The 16,071-nt window shown below is 65.7% G+C and carries 15 protein-coding genes; 9 read left to right on the forward strand and 6 right to left on the reverse strand.

What is annotated here, in order from left to right; all coding sequences use genetic code 11:
- Positions 1-105: 105 nt before the first annotated feature.
- Positions 106-1,770 (forward strand): thiamine pyrophosphate-binding protein, encoded by a 1,665-nt coding sequence (locus QFZ60_RS15440; protein ID WP_307091563.1) that lies wholly within the window; start codon positions 106-108, stop codon positions 1,768-1,770.
- Between the two features lie 222 nt (positions 1,771-1,992).
- On the opposite strand, the gene QFZ60_RS15445 is transcribed toward QFZ60_RS15440, so the two are convergent.
- The 3 genes from QFZ60_RS15445 to QFZ60_RS15455 form a co-directional block, all read right to left on the reverse strand.
- On the reverse strand, positions 1,993-2,598 hold the full coding sequence (locus QFZ60_RS15445; protein ID WP_307091564.1) for a hypothetical protein: 606 nt from the start codon (positions 2,596-2,598) through the stop codon (positions 1,993-1,995).
- Between the two features lie 352 nt (positions 2,599-2,950).
- Complete coding sequence (locus QFZ60_RS15450) at positions 2,951-3,535, reverse strand: hypothetical protein (protein WP_307091566.1); 585 nt, start codon at positions 3,533-3,535, stop codon at positions 2,951-2,953.
- A 3-nt stretch (positions 3,536-3,538) separates the two neighbouring features.
- Positions 3,539-4,216, reverse strand: coding sequence for a DUF6308 family protein (locus tag QFZ60_RS15455; protein WP_307091568.1), 678 nt, complete (start codon positions 4,214-4,216; stop codon positions 3,539-3,541).
- Between the two features lie 225 nt (positions 4,217-4,441).
- Between QFZ60_RS15455 and QFZ60_RS15460 the strand changes: the two genes are divergently transcribed.
- From QFZ60_RS15460 to QFZ60_RS15480, 5 genes are all read left to right on the forward strand, one after another.
- Positions 4,442-5,191, forward strand: coding sequence for an SDR family oxidoreductase (locus QFZ60_RS15460; RefSeq protein ID WP_307091569.1), 750 nt, complete (start codon positions 4,442-4,444; stop codon positions 5,189-5,191).
- An 83-nt stretch (positions 5,192-5,274) separates the two neighbouring features.
- A complete protein-coding gene (locus tag QFZ60_RS15465) occupies positions 5,275-6,030 on the forward strand; it encodes a hypothetical protein (RefSeq protein ID WP_307091570.1) in 756 nt (251 codons plus the stop codon).
- Positions 6,031-6,102: 72 nt separating this feature from the next.
- Positions 6,103-7,647 carry an HD domain-containing phosphohydrolase gene (locus QFZ60_RS15470; RefSeq protein ID WP_307091571.1) on the forward strand — a complete coding sequence of 515 codons (1,545 nt, stop codon included), beginning with the start codon at positions 6,103-6,105 and terminating at the stop codon, positions 7,645-7,647.
- 56 nt (positions 7,648-7,703) lie between these two features.
- Positions 7,704-8,261: a DM13 domain-containing protein gene (locus QFZ60_RS15475; RefSeq protein ID WP_307091572.1), complete on the forward strand. Its 558-nt coding sequence runs from the start codon at positions 7,704-7,706 to the stop codon at positions 8,259-8,261.
- 125 nt (positions 8,262-8,386) lie between these two features.
- On the forward strand, positions 8,387-9,283 hold the full coding sequence (locus QFZ60_RS15480) for a ketopantoate reductase family protein (RefSeq protein ID WP_307091573.1): 897 nt from the start codon (positions 8,387-8,389) through the stop codon (positions 9,281-9,283).
- A gap of 74 nt (positions 9,284-9,357) precedes the next feature.
- On the opposite strand, the gene QFZ60_RS15485 is transcribed toward QFZ60_RS15480, so the two are convergent.
- Together QFZ60_RS15485 and QFZ60_RS15490 are read right to left on the reverse strand one after the other, a co-directional pair.
- On the reverse strand, positions 9,358-10,872 hold the full coding sequence (locus QFZ60_RS15485) for an MFS transporter (RefSeq protein ID WP_307093344.1): 1,515 nt from the start codon (positions 10,870-10,872) through the stop codon (positions 9,358-9,360).
- Positions 10,873-11,086: 214 nt separating this feature from the next.
- Positions 11,087-12,313, reverse strand: coding sequence for a hypothetical protein (locus tag QFZ60_RS15490; protein WP_307091575.1), 1,227 nt, complete (start codon positions 12,311-12,313; stop codon positions 11,087-11,089).
- Positions 12,314-12,413: 100 nt separating this feature from the next.
- Here QFZ60_RS15490 and QFZ60_RS15495 point away from each other — a divergent pair, with 100 nt between their 5' ends.
- Entirely contained in the window at positions 12,414-13,628 is a 1,215-nt protein-coding gene (locus QFZ60_RS15495; protein WP_307091577.1) for an amidohydrolase, read from the forward strand.
- Positions 13,629-13,743: 115 nt separating this feature from the next.
- Here QFZ60_RS15495 and QFZ60_RS15500 read toward each other — a convergent pair whose 3' ends face one another.
- A complete protein-coding gene (locus QFZ60_RS15500; RefSeq protein WP_142030459.1) occupies positions 13,744-14,064 on the reverse strand; it encodes a GYD domain-containing protein in 321 nt (106 codons plus the stop codon).
- Between the two features lie 358 nt (positions 14,065-14,422).
- Here QFZ60_RS15500 and QFZ60_RS15505 point away from each other — a divergent pair, with 358 nt between their 5' ends.
- Both QFZ60_RS15505 and QFZ60_RS15510 read left to right on the forward strand, forming a co-directional pair.
- Positions 14,423-15,133: a DUF998 domain-containing protein gene (locus QFZ60_RS15505; RefSeq protein ID WP_307091580.1), complete on the forward strand. Its 711-nt coding sequence runs from the start codon at positions 14,423-14,425 to the stop codon at positions 15,131-15,133.
- A gap of 127 nt (positions 15,134-15,260) precedes the next feature.
- On the forward strand, positions 15,261-15,983 hold the full coding sequence (locus QFZ60_RS15510; protein ID WP_307091582.1) for a DUF2306 domain-containing protein: 723 nt from the start codon (positions 15,261-15,263) through the stop codon (positions 15,981-15,983).
- Positions 15,984-16,071: the final 88 nt, after the last annotated feature.

Raw genomic sequence — 16,071 nt, forward strand, 5'->3', positions numbered from 1 at the left:
TGCCACAGCTGCGCAAATTGTCACTCTTTGCTGCTCCTGCTGCCAAAAGTCCCAGCAGTGTTCAGCGGTATTGCAAATGTGAGATGCAGGACACACGATGCCTGAATGACTACTCTCACCGTCTCCGGCCGCGTGGCGCAGGTTCTCAGCAACTATGTCAGCGACGTCTTCGGCGTCATGGGCAACGGCAACGTCTACTTCCTCGACGCCGCGGAGAAGCACGGGCTCCGCTTCACCCCCGTCCGGCATGAGGGCGCCGCCATCGCCGCGGCCGACGCCTACTACCGCGCGTCCGGACGGCTGGCAGTGGGCACCACCACCTACGGCCCCGGCTACACCAACGCGCTCACCGCCCTGGCCGAGGCGGTCCAGGCGCAGATCCCCGCCGTGCTGGTCACCGGGGACGCGCCCACCAGCGGCGCCCGGCCCTGGGACGTGGACCAGGCCGCCATCGCCGCCGGCCTCGGCGCGGCAACCTTCAACGTCACCCGCGACGCCGCGGGCGCCGTCACCCGGCAGGCGGTGGAGTACGCACTCACCCGGCGCACCGCCGTCGTGCTTGCCATCCCCTACGACCTCGCCGCACTCGAAGCTGCGGACGAAAATCTTCCGGAACCGACGGCACCCCAGGTGACGCACGACGGCGGCACGGACCTTGGGCAGGTGGCCCGCCTTCTGGCCGGGGCCAGGCGCCCGCTGATCCTCGCCGGCCGCGGCGCGCACCTGGCCGGCGCCGGCCCGGAACTCCGCGAACTCGCCGACCGGCTCGGCGCACTGACTGCCGGAACCGCCCTGGCGCTCAACCTCCTCAATGGCGAGGGGTACCTGGGCGTGGCCGGCGGTTTCGGCACCGACACCGCGGCCGGGCTCATGGGCGAGGCCGACGTGGTCCTGGTGGCCGGGGCCAGCCTGAGCCCGTTCACCCTGCGGTTCGGGCACCTGCTGGGTCCTGACAGCACCGTCATCCAGATCGACACCGCCCTGCAGCCGACCAACCCGCGGGTGGACCTGTTCGTTCAGGCTGATGCGAAGGCCGCTGCTTCGCGTCTCCTCTCTTTGGTTGAAGGAGAGGCTGCGGCTGTTACCTGGCGCGAGGAAGCTTCGATGCGCCTGGCTGCAGGTCCCGGGCATGAGGCCGGCTCTGTGAAAACTACTGACGACCGCCTAGACCCGCGGGCCCTGGCCACCGCCCTGGACGCCGTGATTCCGGAGCGCCGCACGGTGGTCCAGGACGGCGGGCACTTCATCGGCTGGGCGCCCATGTACTGGAACATCCCCCGGCCACAGGACCTGGTGATGGTGGGCACGGCCTTCCAGTCCATCGGGCTGGGGCTGGCGAGCGCCGTCGGGGCAGCCCGGGCGCTGGAGGACGGCCGCACCCTGGTGCTCGCCTCGGGCGACGGTGGGTTCCTGATGGGCCTGTCCGACCTCGAATCGCTCATCGGTGCGGCCCGAAGCGCGATCGTGGTGATCTACAACGACGCCGCCTACGGAGCCGAGATCCACCAGTACGGATCTCAGGGCCTGACCGAGAAGCCGATGCTGATTCCGGAGGTGGACTTCAGCGGTGTTGCCCGGGCTTTGGGTGCTGAGTCGGCTGTCATCCGCTCTCTTGATGACCTGTCCGCCCTGCAGGACTGGATCGACGCCGGCGCCCAGGGCACCTTCGTGGCCGACTGCCGGATCACCTCCACTGTCCGTGCGCCGTGGCTGAGCGAGTGGATGAACGCCACCCGGGCTGCGAAGGCGGCGGTGGCGGTGGCGGGGTAGGTTCCCTCCCTGCGTCCGCTCCCTCAATCTGCCAAATGGTTAACCAAGGCTGCTACATGGGCATGGGACGCTCGCGATTGAAGAGGGTGGTTGTCAGAGCTTGCTCGGCGGCCGCGTACGTGATCTGAGAGGAGAGTCGATTACTCTCTGGTTAACCAAAACGGTCCGAGTCTGCGCCAAGGTAGAGGCGCAGACTCGGACCGATGAAACTGGATGAGCCCGTTAGAGAACTTCGCAAGCTTTCAGCTCGACGCCGAGGTCGCCGCCATCCTGAAAAGTGCCCCGCACAGTGATCGCGCTCTCGGGCACAATGGTGGCTGCTCGGGCTGCTGGCACGTCGTTGCAGTTGACGTGCAAGAAGTTGTACTTGTCACCGTTATCGAGCCGCACGATGTACTGATCCTTATCGAGGAATTCAGTGTCGACCTTATCGACGAAGCCGGTGACCTGCAGAACTTTACCCTTGTACTTCGCGTCGGCAGCGGCCTCATTGCCCTTAAAGTCCGCCAGAAGAGTACCAGCTTCGACCTGCACCACCTCAGGAGCCGCTTTTGCAGGAGCGGCCGCCGCCGCAGGTGCTGCTGCTGCTGCGGGCGCCGCAGCAGATGCGACTGCTGATGCGTCCGTGGCAGGCGTGGCAGTGGCTGAAGAATTACTCTTTCCGCCATTCGCCATCGAAGAAACGATCGCTATCACCACAATGATCAGCGGGATTATGAAGCGCTTCTTTTTGAACCAGGGGCGAGTCGCCTTGCGATACGCCTTATCGGCTGCTGCTTGGGCTTTGCCATCACGCTTTGCCTCGGTCAATGTTGCTTTATCTGTCATTGCAGTTCCCCGTATAACTTCGTTGGCTAATTTCTCTGGGCGGCTTGTCTTCTCGCGGTATCACTCAGATATAGCCATGCGTCAAGCAGATGACAGGATCCCCCCGCTAAAACTATAAACGCACGTGAAGACGAGTTTGGAGAATTTCGCCAGAATCGTGACTGTGCGACGTCATAAAATCACATTTCAAGGTAATACCTCAGTAATTGCTCAAGATCTCCGCAGTTTTCATCCAGCGAGAGCTGCTTTCATTGCAGCTGCGACTTATAGCCGGAATTTGGGGACGAGACAACGCGGCGTGCGAAACCGAAAACTTTGGGAACGATGCACGGTTCCAGCAAGGCACTGGAAGCTAACGCGACAAAGCCTCGAGGAGCACTTCGCGGTGACGTAAGTACGCCGCGGTGCCGTTGCTGTCGAGAATCGGTACACGGATGACGGGCGGATGGCCCATTGCCGGAATAGCCAGATCCCGCAACGCGTCGTTGTATGCGCGCTGCCTTTGCCTTCCGCCGGCTCCAAATCCCGTTGCATCCTTTGCAGCTCGATATTTATCGGCAGTTGGTGCCCACTGCCGGCAGAGACTTGCATAAAGACTTGGCTCGAAACCGAGAGGGACGCCTTCTGGATACAGTCCAAGAGTTCGCAACCGGAAGCTAGTGAAGTGCTGGGTCCCATCAGTTTCGATGAATGTTCCGGTCTGAGCGTGATAAAAGTCGCCGCGAAGTGCAATGACGCGTTTGCCCATTTGGGCTTCAGGTTGGCCGTCCAGCGCACGAAATATGGCCGCTAAAGCAGGTCCGGCAACTTCAGTAGCTCGCTGGGGAAGAGCGAAATGTCCTCGTTGGTTGATCCAGGGAACCTGGGCTGTCTCGAGTTGAATTCCATCTCGAGCCGCGGCTCGACCAAAATCCATCTGTGCCGCTCCAACAGGCATCGCTTACACACCTACCTTTTCATCAATGCGCTCGGGCTGTTCGAATCCTTTGCCGTCCATCCAAAGAACAACATCCAGGACACGTAGCAACGAGATCCCCTCCAGTTGAACTAACTCCCGAAGTTGCTGTAAGCGATCTTTTAGTGCCTCATCATTAGACAACGCGTCATGCCACGCCCGCCAAGTTCCGGCGGAGTTACGGAAGCCGGTCACGCGGGCAACAACGGAATCATAAATCGGGATGAGTCCGGGCCGTTTGCGAGCCATGAGCTTACTTGCGGTGGTCGGACCTACGCCATCCTGCCTGCGGAGCAAGCTCCAAAGTCGGAAGGCCGCTGATCCCTCGCCAAAGTAGATGTCGTGCTCTTTGAGAGGAATGTCCTCGAGGTTCACGTTTGGAATCTCCGACAACAGCTCCGCTATATCGTCTGCCTTGTTTCCGAGGACTTCAACTGAAGCCGGGGCCGGCAGGTGTACCGACAGACAAGCGACGGCGATGATGTCCTCAGCCGTTATTCTGTTTGTCGAAACAGCAGCGAGACCATCAAAGTGGGACCCCGTGTAAGCTCGCCCATCCTGAGCGGGAAGTCCGTAATATTCACGCAGATAGTCGAGAGCAGTCTGGTCGGAGATAGCTGCAAAGGCTTCAACGATCCCGGATTCTGATTGTTTACTTGACATAAGTTCTCTATCCCCCACTATTTGAACTATTGCCTTCACTGCTCGGGCATAAGGCATGCTAATCGATTACGAAGGCTGCCGGATCACCTCCAGCGTCCGGGCGCCGCGGCTAACCGAGTGGATGAACGCCACCGTGCGGCGAAGGCGGCGGTGGCGGGGTAAAACCCAGCAGGAACGGGAGGTCCGCACCCGCTTTTGTCAGGGAACCGGCTTAGGATTCCTTCCATGAGGATTGCCGTTGCAGGGGGAACCGGTACAGTGGGCCGCCACGTTGTGGCCATCGCCAGGGAGCGCGGGCACGATGTGGTCAGCCTCACTCGCGCGGAAGGGGTGGACCTGGTCAACGGGCGCGGCCTCGATCACGCTCTCCAGGATGCCGAAACCGTCATCGACGTCTCCGGCATCCAAACCATGTCCACCAAGAAAGCCGTGGATTTCTTCACCAACGCCACCCAGAACCTGCTGGCGGCCGAGAAAAAGGCCGGCGTAAAGCACCATGTGGCGCTGTCCATTGTGGGCATCGATAAAGCCAATTCAGGACTGTACGCCGGGAAGCTGGTCCAGGAGGACGAAGTCAAGCACGGCGGCATTCCCTGGACCCTCCTCCGATCTACCCAGTTCCACGAGTTCGTGCCGATGTCCATCAAGGCCGCCTCAATGGGCCCGCTGGTCTTCGTGCCCACCATGGTCACCCAGCCGGTGGCGGCAAAGGAGGTGGCCGCGGCCCTGGTAGACGCAGTCGAGGCCGGGCCGCAGGGACGCATCACGGACCTCGGCGGCCCGCGGACCGAGCAGCTGAAAGGCCTGGTCGCTGCCTATCTGGCCAAGACGCAGCAGAAAAAACGGATCGTTCCACTGCACGTTCCCGGCCCCATGGGCAAGGCAATGCGCAACGGCGGGCTGATCCCGGCGCCGGGCTCCGCCGTCGGACGCCAGACGTTCCTGGAGTGGCTCGAAGCCATGGACGCCGCGTAAAAGCCGACGCCAAATGGGGCAGTTGCCCCATGCCCTTGCTGCGGCCCGGTCCTACTCTCAGGCATAGAGAAAAGGAGGCGGCCATGACCATCTACCAGCCGCAATCATCAGCAGGGGCAACACCGAAACTTACCGAACTTCCGGAGGACCCGGCGGAGCATTTCGCCGGCTACGCCGTCCTGGGGTTGCCTTTCACCAGCGGCCATTACCTGGCCTTCCGGGATTTTCCGGTGAGCTCCGTTGGCCCCGGCTACCGTTCCGTCTGGCACCGCACGCCCGCCGGCGAGTGGACCATCTACGCCAACACCGCGCCGGAATTCAGCTGCGCACGCTACTTCGGCGCGGCCGTGCACCATCCGGTGGAGACCGACGTCGACATCCAGTGGAACGGGCCGTTCACCGCCCTGATCACGGTCCCGGGCGTCGTTGACTGGCGCCTGGAGCTGGGCACGTCCGCGGCCACCTCAATGCTGACCGCCATGGCCGTCCGGATGCCCGAAACGCTGTGGCGCAGTGAGCCCGTGCTCCGTGCCATGGGAGCATTCGCGGGGCCGCTGCTGAACGCCGGCAGGATGAAAGTCTCGGGTGTGGTGCCCAACGGCCAGACGTTCCAGGCCCAGCCTCGGCAGCTGTGGCTGGTCACCGATTCCCAGGCGACGATCCTGGGTGAGGACGCGGGACGGCCCGGGGCGTTGGAGGTGCAGGACCACCTGGCGGACTTCTGGCTTCCGCAACGTGGACTGTTCGGAGCGCAGGTGGGCGTGCGGTTCCCATCCACCGCCCGTGCCGGTGAGCCGGAATCCACCGGCGCACGCGCCGGGAAGAACCAGGCGGCATGACGACGGCGGGCCGGTCCCTCCGGCCCGCCGACCCCTACTGCCCGAGGCGATGGCTTCCCTAGAATGGCACGTGTGAAGCAGCCACCGGCTGGACCCCGACGCAGTGAAGTCCTGGCCGCGCTGTCCCTCGCCATCGACCTGGGCCTCGGGCAACCGATGGAGCACATGCTGCGTTCCTGCCTGCTGGCGTTGCGGATCGCCAAGGCAGCGGGCGTTGACGCCGCCGGCCAGGGCAGGCTCTACTACGCCAACCAGGTGGCATGGATCGGCTGCCACGCGGATTCCTTCGAGCTGGCAGCCCTGTTCACGGACGACATCGCTTTCCGCGCCGACTACTACAACCGCGACCAGCACGGACTGCCCATGTACGCCGGCATGTTCAGCCATGCCGGCGCGGGCCTCCCGCCACTCGCCCGGGTGGCGTACTGGACGCGTTTCGCGGCGACGGGCAGCGCAGCGGTGCGGACCATGATTGCCTCACACTGCAGCTCCGCCGGAGTCTTGGCCACCAATGTAGGGCTCGACGGCGGCGTGGCAGGACTGCTTGCCCACACCTTTGAGCGCTGGGACGGCAAGGGCCTGCCGGAGGGAGTCGCGGGGCCGGACATCCCGCTGGAAATGCGGATCATGCACCTCGCGGATACGGCAGAGGTGTTCCTGCGGCAGGAGGGTGTGGCCGGTGCTGTGGCGATGGTACGGGCGCGGCGCGGCAGCCAGTTCGATCCCGCCCTGGCCGGGCTGTTCATCGACCAGGCCGAGGCGCTCACCGAAGGACTCCTCGAGGTCGACTGCTGGCAGACGGCCCTGGACCTGGCTCCCACCGACGCTCCCCTGTCCGGCCCCCAACTGGACGCGGTCCTCCAAGCGGTGGGTGACTTCGCCGACCTCAAATCTCCCTACACCGCCGGGCACTCCCGCGCCGTGGCGGCCCTCGCAGCGGCCGCCGGCGAGATACACGGGCTGCCGGCCGACGACGTCACCCAGCTCCGCCGGGCAGGATGGGTGCACGACATCGGCCGGCTGGGAGTCTCCAACCAGGTGTGGGACAAGAAGGAGCCGCTCTCCCGGGCGGATCTGGAACGCATCCACATGCATCCGTACCTCGGGGAACGGATCCTCAGCCGCGTCCCCGGGCTGAAGGGCGAGGCGGCCCTGACCGGGCTGCACCATGAGCGGCTGGACGGGTCAGGCTTCCCACGCGGAATTGGCGGAACGGAGCTCGGGATCAAGCAGCGGATCCTGGCGGCCGCGGATTCCTACCACGCCTCCCTGGAGCCGCGCCCGTACCGGACCGCGCTCACGCCGGCCGATGCAGCGGCCAGGCTGCGGCAGGAGGTTTCAGCCGGCCGGATCAGTTCCGAGGCTGCAGACGCCGTGCTTACCGCGGCAGGCCAGCAGCCCCACCGCCGGCCTGCCGCTCCGGCCGGGCTCACGCCCAGGGAAGTGGAAATCCTCGGCATGCTGTGCCGCGGAATGTCTCCGGCCGAGATCGCCGCCAGCCTGTTTCTGGCCCGCAAGACCGTCCGCAACCACGTGGAGCACATCTACGCCAAGATCGGGGCAACCAACCGGGTGGGTGCCACTTTGTTCGCGGTACGGAACGGCCTGACCGATTAGGCGGAGGCGACGCCCTGACCCGGAACGGCACCGTCCATTTGGACGTTATTGGGGGTATGAGAAAGCGCGTTGTCATCCCGGCCCTGCTGCTCGTGGCTGTCATCGCGGTCAGCGTGGGACTGTACCTGTTCCAGCCCTGGCGCATCTTCACCAGCTCAACGTTAATCGAGGATGTTCCGGCCGCTGCCACGCCGGCTGCCACGCCTGCCACCGAGTCGGCGGCGCCCTCGGCAGCGCCCTCCGCCGTCGCGCCCGTCCCAGTCCCGCGTGAGCTGGCAACAGGCCGCCTCATCAGCCATGAACATGCCAGCTCGGGAACCGTGAAGATCCTGGAACTCCCGGACGGGAGCCGGATCCTCAGGTTCGAAGGCCTTGATACGTCCGACGGGCCGGACCTCCATGTATGGCTCACCAACGCCACGGTGATCGAGGGATCCGGTGGCTGGTATGTCTTCGACGACGGCGCCTACCTCGACCTGGGCGCGCTCAAAGCCAACAAGGGCGACCAGAACTACGAGATTCCAGCCGCCGCAGAGCTCGGCGACTATAGCTCCGTCAGCATCTGGTGTGCTCGCTTCGCGGTGTCCTTCGCCGCTGCCGAGCTGAACACGTAGCGCCCATCTTCCCCGTCGCCTAAGTGGAACCCTCTAGTCTTGGAACATCGGCCAAAGCCCCATCAGCTGTTCCTGGCTCCTTTGCCCGTCAACATTTTCGACAAACCCCGGAAAGGCACGCGCCCATGCGGATACTCGTCGTCGGAGCCGGAGCCACCGGCGGGGCGTTCGGCACGCTCCTGCAGGAAGCGGGACGGGATGTCACGTATCTGGTGCGTCCGCGCAAGCAGGAGGTCCTCGGCCGCGACGGGCTGCGCTTCATCTCCCCCACCGCTGACCGGACGCACCCGGTGAAAACCATCACCGGGCCGGACGCGTCAGGGGCCTTCGATCTGATCCTCATAACGGTCAAAGCCACGGCGTTCGAGGGCGTAGTGGGTGGAATCGGCGCTTTCGTGGGGCTGGAAACCAGCATCATTCCCATCCTTAACGGCATGGCCCACGTGGACCGCCTCGAGCAGCTGTACCCGGGCCAAGTCCTCGGCGGCCTGGCCAGGATCGTCGCCACACTCGACGGCGACGTCGTCCGCCAGCAGACAGCCCTGACTTCCCTCACCGTCGGCGGGCTGAACGGCAATGCTGTCCCGGCAGAAGTTGCCCAGGAACTGAACGTCCCCGGCATCGACTTCTCATTGGTTGATGACATCGTGGGTGCCCTCTGGGAGAAATGGGCATTCATCGCCGCTGCGGGAATTGTGAATTGCCTCTTCCGGGCGCCCGTGGGGCGAATCATCGACGCTGGCGGCGAGCCCAGAATTATGGAGGCCATCAGTGAAACGGAGGCGGTTGCGGCCGCCGCAGGACATCCGGTTTCCGACGCCGGCCACGGACAGGCAGTCGGATTGCTCACGGAGCGGGGGTCGGCCTTCACGTCCTCCCTGTACCGGGACCTCAGTGCAGGATTGCCGTCGGAGGCTGAACACATACTCGGCGACCTCGCGCGCAGGGCCCGGGAACTGAACGTTGCCACCCCGCTGCTGGACCTCACCCTTATCCAGATCAGGGCAGGCCTGCAGGGCTGAACCCCTTCGGCCCTTAGCCGGCACACATGCTGGCTGCGGCACTCACGCAAGTGCCGCCGTCGTACGTTCCCGCCTCACATCACGGTCGGCTTCCCGGGCCGCCCCTTGTGCTCCGCCCGCGCGGTCTCAAAACTGCTCTCGAACGGCAGCGAGTCCAGGTCCAGCAGCGGGTTGTTGTCCTGCGTCTCCACCAGCTTCCGGGCGGCTTCCTCCGAGTCCACGCTGGGCATGGACCCAGGCAGATGCCGGCCGGCTGATTCGGGCAGGAACCGGATGGCAACGGCGGCAACCACGGCCACTGCCATGAGGTAGTAGGCCGGCATCATGTCATTGCCGGTCAGCTCGATGAGGGACGCGATGATGAACGGGGCCGTCCCGCCGAAGATGGCTACCGCCAGGTTGTAGGCGATGCCCATGGCGGAGTAGCGGTGCTCGGTGGGAAACAGCGCCGGCAGCGCCGAGGCGAGGTTCGGCACCGAAAACGCCACCGGGAAGGCGATGAGGGCCAGGCCCAGGAGCGTTGCCGGGACGCTGCCCACCGCTATCGCCAGGAACGCGGGAACCGCGAACACCACGGTACTCAACGCCCCGATCCACAGCACCCGGCGGCGCCCGATCCGGTCAGAGAGTAGCCCGGTGAAGGGGATGCATAACGCCATGACCACCAGGACCGGGAGGGTCAGCAGGGTCCCCTGGACCTCGTCGTACCCCTTGTTGCTGGTCAGGTACGTGGGCATGTAGGACGTCAGGGCGTAGGCCACCGTATTGGCCGCCGCCGCCAGGATCATGGCCAGCACGAGGGGCCGCCAGTGCGCCTTCACAATGCCCACCGGCCCTACCGGACGGAGCTCCACTCCCGTCTCCGGATGCTTAGCCGCTACGGCTTCGGCTTCCAGCGTGGCCTTAAACGCGGACGACTCCTCGATTTTCATGCGGAAGTAGACGGCGACGATACCCAGCGGACCGGCCACCAGGAACGGGATCCGCCAGCCCCACGCCTCCATCTGCTCCTGGCCCAGGGCCAGCTGAAGGGCGGACACCACCGCCCCGCCGGCCGCGAAACCGAGGTAGCTGCCCATGTCCAGGAAGCTGACGTAGAAGCCGCGGCGCCGGTCCGGCGCGTGTTCGCACACAAAGGTGGTGGCCCCCGAGTACTCGCCGCCGGTGGAAAACCCCTGCACCAGCTTGGTGGCCACCAGCAGCACCGCCGCCCAGAGGCCGAGCACCTCGTACCCCGGGAGCAGGCCGACGGCGAACGTTGCGGCGGCCATAAGCATCAGCGTCATGGCGAGCACCTTCTGGCGGCCAATCTTGTCCCCCAGCCAGCCGAAGAAGATGCCGCCCAGCGGCCGCGCGATGAATGTGGCGGCGAACGTTCCCAGCAGGAACAGGTTCTGCACCGCCTTGTCAGCTTCGGGCAGGAACACCGGCCCCATGGTGGTGATCAGGTAGCCGAACACACCGACGTCGTACCACTCCATCGTGTTGCCGACGATGGTCCCGCCCAGCGCCTTCCGCAGCGTCCGGTGGTTCACCACATTGACGTCGGATACTTTCAGCCGCCGCTGCTGCCCGTTGTGCTCTGTCATGGCCACGCTCACCGCCGCCTCGCTCGTCACGCTGGGCACACGCCGTCGTTCTTCCGGCCGGTCTGGCTGGCAGGAGCCCAACACTTGTGATCATCCTGCCACTGCCGCACCGCCATCGAAAGTGGTCTGCTTAAGCCGGCCTTTCCAGCTCCCAATCCTCGGGCCTCGCCATCCAGGACCCGCCGCTGCCGAAGCCTCAGGACGTCAGGGCGCCTTAGTCCAGCACCCAGGCTTCAGAGCCGCCCGCTCCGCTCACCTTCCTGCGTCGGCGCAGCACCACAACGAGGACAGCAGCGCCGGCAAGGAACAATAGACCGGCTCCGGCGGCGACGGCCGGAAGGGCCACCTCAAAGGAACCCTGGGCGATCACGGCGTCGCCGGGAATGCCACCCCCGTCGTCCACGCCTGCCTCTCCCCCGCCCGGCGTAACCGGCGACGCCACGGCCGCGACCGGTCCGCCGTCGAGCACTGTCAGGGACCTGCCGCGCCTGTTCACCACCACCACGGATCCGTCGCCGCGCTCAACCATCCGGCCCGGATCATCGCCGACGGCGATGGTACGCGTGGCAGCCGCCTTGCCGGCGGGAATGACGGAGACGGAGTCGTCCAGGCTGTTGGTCACGTACACCGTCCCGTCGGCAGCAGCCAGCACCTCCTGCGGCGCCTTGCCCACGGGAATCCGCCGCGCCACCTCGGTGCCGCCGGGCTCGATCACCGCCACCTCATTGGTCATGATGTTGGCCACGTAGACGGTTCCGTCCGGAGCCGCCGCAATCCCGTGCGGGTGGGTCCCCACGCCCACGTCAATGGTGTGCGACGGCGACGGCGCACCGGCGGGAATCACGGTCACGGTGCCCGCGAGCTGGTTGGCCGCATACGCCGTCCCGTCCTTGGCCAGGGCCACCTCCACGGGATACCGGCCGGCCTGGATGGTCCGGTGCACCCACGCATCGCCGGGCTTCACCACGGACAGGGAGTTCTCCTCCGGATTGACCACGTACAGCGATCCGTCCGGCCCCACCACCAGCCGGTGCCTGCCGAAGGACACCTTCATGACCAGGGAGACCTTGTCCGCGCCGGGCGCCACCACACCGATTTCAGACTGGCCGCCCTCGCTCTGCGCCACGTACAGCGTCCCGTCCGGGGTCACGGCCAGCGACGAAGGACCAGCACCCGTGGTGATGGTGCGCGACGGCGCGGTCTCCCCCGACTTGTAGACGCTGACGCCGCCGGGGTAGGTTTCGTCGCTCACGTACAGCGTTCCGTCCGGCCCGGTGGCGACACCCACCGGCTGGCCGACGGCGCCAAGGGTCTTCGATTCGTCTGCATACGCGGGAGCGGCCACGACGGCGGACGCCAGTAAGAGGGCGGCGCCGGCCAGCAGCGCTCTCCGGGCAGCCGGGAGCGGCATGGTAAACGGGCGTGCAGGCTTGGATGTCATGTAGTTCCCCCAGAAAGGCTGCCGACCCCCTCGGCAAACCCTCCGATCCTACCTGCCGCTCCGGCGGTACCCGCGCCGGCCCAGCCCTAGACTGCAAGGCATGACCTTGGTTCTTCGAAACGTCCGTCCCTGGGGCGGAGACGCCACTGACGTAACGCTCGACGGCGGGGCGATTGCCGCCGTCGGGCCCGCCGCTTTGGACGGGGCTGCTTCACCCGGCACCGACGCAGTGGATGGGCGCGGCCGGATCCTGCTGCCGTCCTTTTCCGACGTCCACGTCCACCTCGACTCCACCCGGCTGGGCCTGCCGTTCCGCCCGCACACCGGCTCGCCCGGCGTGTGGAACATGATGCTCAACGACCGCCGGAACTGGCGCGACGCCGAAGCCTCCATCACCGAACGGGCCACGCACACCCTCGGCGCGATGATCGAGCGTGGCACCACGCGGGTGCGCAGCTACGCCCAGGTGGACGCCGACGCCGGGCTGGAGCGTTTCGAGGCCGTCCTCGCCGCCCGGGAAACCCACCGGGACCGAGCAGACGTCGCGGTGATCGCTTTCCCGCAGGCCGGGCTGCTCCGGGAGCGCGGCAGCGCCGAGGTGCTGGAGGAAGCGCTGAAACTGGGTGCCGATGTGGTGGGCGGCATCGACCCGTGCGCGTTGGACCGCGATCCCGTGCGGCACCTGGACATCGTGTTCGGCCTGGCTGAAAAGTACGGCCTGCCGGTGGACATCCACCTGCACGAACCCGGCCAGCTGGGCTTGTTCAGCACCCAGCTGATCCTGGACCGCACCAGGGCGCTGGGCATGCAGGGGCTGGTGACCATCTCGCACGCCTTCTGCCTGGCGGAACTTCCCGCCGGCGAGCTCCAGGAGCTCATCGACCAGATGGGCGCCCTGGACGTTTCCGTCGCCACCGTGGCCCCGGCCGGATGGCCGCTGCCGCTGCAGCAGCTGGTGGCCGCCGGTGTCCGGGTGGGCCTTGGCGAGGACGGCCAGCGCGATTACTGGTCCCCCTACGGGAACGCCGACATGCTGGACCGGACCTGGCAGCTGGCCTTCACCAACAAGTTCCGGGCGGACGACCTGATCGAGCACTGCGCGTCCGTGGCCACCATCGGCGGCGCCAGTGTCATCGACCCAAGGGCGCAGCGGCTTGGCTCCGTCGCGGACCGGCCGGGGCTCGCTGTTGGTGATCCCGCTGAACTGGTGCTCCTGGAGGGCGACTCGGTGACCGCCGCCGTCATGGACAGACTTCCCGGCCGCACCGTGATCCACCGGGGCAAGGTGGTGGCCGACGGGCTGCGGCTGGTGTGATTCACGTGCGATTCCGCCTGTGGCCGGAACAGGCCCAAGGCAACCTTGCCGCCTAAGCCGGCGGGCCGCCGTCGTAATTCACGACGCCGGCCCGCTGGCAAGGTGCTGAACTCCCCTACTGTCCCGGCGCCCGGTAGGACGGTGTCTTCTTGGCGGCCTCGTCCAGGTCCTCCACGCTCAGCAGCGGCTTCAGGCGGACGTTGACGCTCCCGCTGGAATTGATCAGCAGCGACAGTGCCGCGGCACTTGCGTCATCCGGCACGTCGAAAACTCCCAGGACGTCGTAGTAGCCAAAGGCGTAGTAGAAGCTGTCCAGCGTTCCGCCCACGGATTTCAAGGCCTCGGTCAGCGCATCGCGGCGCCTGGTGCCGCCCTCCTGCATGAGCCCCTTGATGCCCTGGCCCATGTAGGTGGCCTCAAACAGATACTTCGGCATGGTTCGTCCTTCCCTGGATCCTCACTGCGGTTTCACTACGGTGTGTGTGCAGGAGCGGCCCAGATCCGGCCCCTTATCCGTGGAAACGGGGTGAATGGCCCCGCTAAGGCTGAAGCTATTCCTCCCGCTGCTGCCAGTCAATATGCCGGGATACCTAATGGCGGCCACCTAAGAAGCAACCTAGAAGGGGCTGCACTGCCGATCCCCCAACCTCCCGGGAATCAGCAGCCCAAGGCCGTTCGGCCCTATCAGGATGCAGCGGCGCGGCGAACGCTGGAACAGTCAGGCGCCGGGCAGGATGCCCGCGGGCCCCGCGTCGGGCAATGGCAGGACTGCGGGCTCTGAGGAATCTTCGGACATGTCGATCGGGAAAGGACACCTCCAGCGACGCCAGGGAGTTTCCGCGTCCGAAGGCCCGCGCCGCGATGCCGTGCGAAAGAGCCTCCTCGCTGCCGGCCCCTTGTCTTCACTCCTGTACGTGGTTTTCACCGACGGCATCGCCGCCTCCCAGTGGGACGGGTACCGCCGCACCGAACAGATGGTGAGTGAACTGTTTGCCGTCGGCTCCCCCGGCCGCGACGTCTTGGCCCCGTTCACCTGGGTGTATACCGTGTTGTTTGTTGCTTTCGGGGTAGGCGTCTGGGCCTCCGTCCGCGGGAACCGGGCGTTGCGGGTGGGCGGCGGGCTGCTCATTGCCTACGGGCTGTGGAACATCATGGGAGGCATCTACCCGCTGAGGCTGGGCGATGACACGTCCATTCCCATGCATATCGTCGCCACCAACATCCAGCTGGCCCTCATGGTGGCTGCCATGTGCTTCGTAGCTGCCGGATTCCGCGGCCGGATGCGAGCCTACTCGATCGTCTCGTTGGCCGTGTCGGCGCTGATGGGCATGATCGCGTTCATGGCGGCGCCGGGCCCGAACCTTGTATTGGGCATCGGCGAGCGCATCAGCATCGGGGCGTTCCTGCTCTGGGTTGCCGTCCTTGGCGCCGCACTCTGGAATCGCCCGCCGCCTATCGCTTACCGCCCCCAAGTGCAGTACGTTGAGCGCAGACCGTATGAATAGGCGCTGCTGGGCGCTGTTGTTCCGGCCATCTCCGCTGGAATCCAGCTCTCAGCCCACTGCATGACCCATCGAGCCCAAGGTCGAAGCCCGGCCACGCGCCACCGGCAGGACCAAGAGAAGCCAACCCATGAACATTGCAGCTATTCCCCGTTCCCGCCCCGCTCCCAAGGCCCGCTGGTTCGTTCCAGCCGGCCTGATCCTCCTGAGCCTCGTACCGATCCTGGCCGGCACACTACGCCTGACCCAGCTGGCGGGCGGCAAGATAACACCGGACAACGCCAGGTTCTTTGATTCACCTCTTCCGGTGCTGATCCATATCCCCACAGTCACTCTGTATCTGGTGCTGGGCGCCTTCCAGTTCGTTCCCCCGCTCCGCCGGGGCAAGCGCGGCAGGGCCAGCTGGCACAAGGTTGCCGGCCGCATTCTCGCCCCAACAGGCCTGCTCGCCGCGCTGTCCGGCTTGTGGATGGCCGTCTTCTATGACCTGCCACCACTGGACGGACCACTGCTGCTGGCCCTTCGGCTGGTGTTCGGGTCCGCGATGGCGGCGTTCATCGTCCTGGGGTTCATCGCGGTGCGGCGCCGGAACTACGTCCGGCACAGCGAGTGGATGTCCCGGGCGTACGCCATCGGCATTGCCCAGGGAACCATCGTGGTGGTCACCCTCCCCTGGATCGCGCTGGTGGGGCCGGTCACCGAGCTCAGCCGGGCTCTGCTGATCGGCGCATCCTGGGTGCTCAGCCTGGCCGTGGCCGAGTACTTCATCCACCGCCGCGCCCGTGGCCCCGCTCCTGGAGGACAGCTACTCCGCGACGGCGCCGCGGGCCCGGACCAGCCCGCCATTACCTAAAACCCCTATAGCCCCGCGACATGCACGGTGCCAGAATGTTGCGCACCAACTTTCTTCATCCGTCCGGGAACGGGCACCAAGGACGCAT

The organism is Arthrobacter sp. B2I5 (assembly GCF_030816735.1).
Classification (GTDB): domain Bacteria; phylum Actinomycetota; class Actinomycetes; order Actinomycetales; family Micrococcaceae; genus Arthrobacter.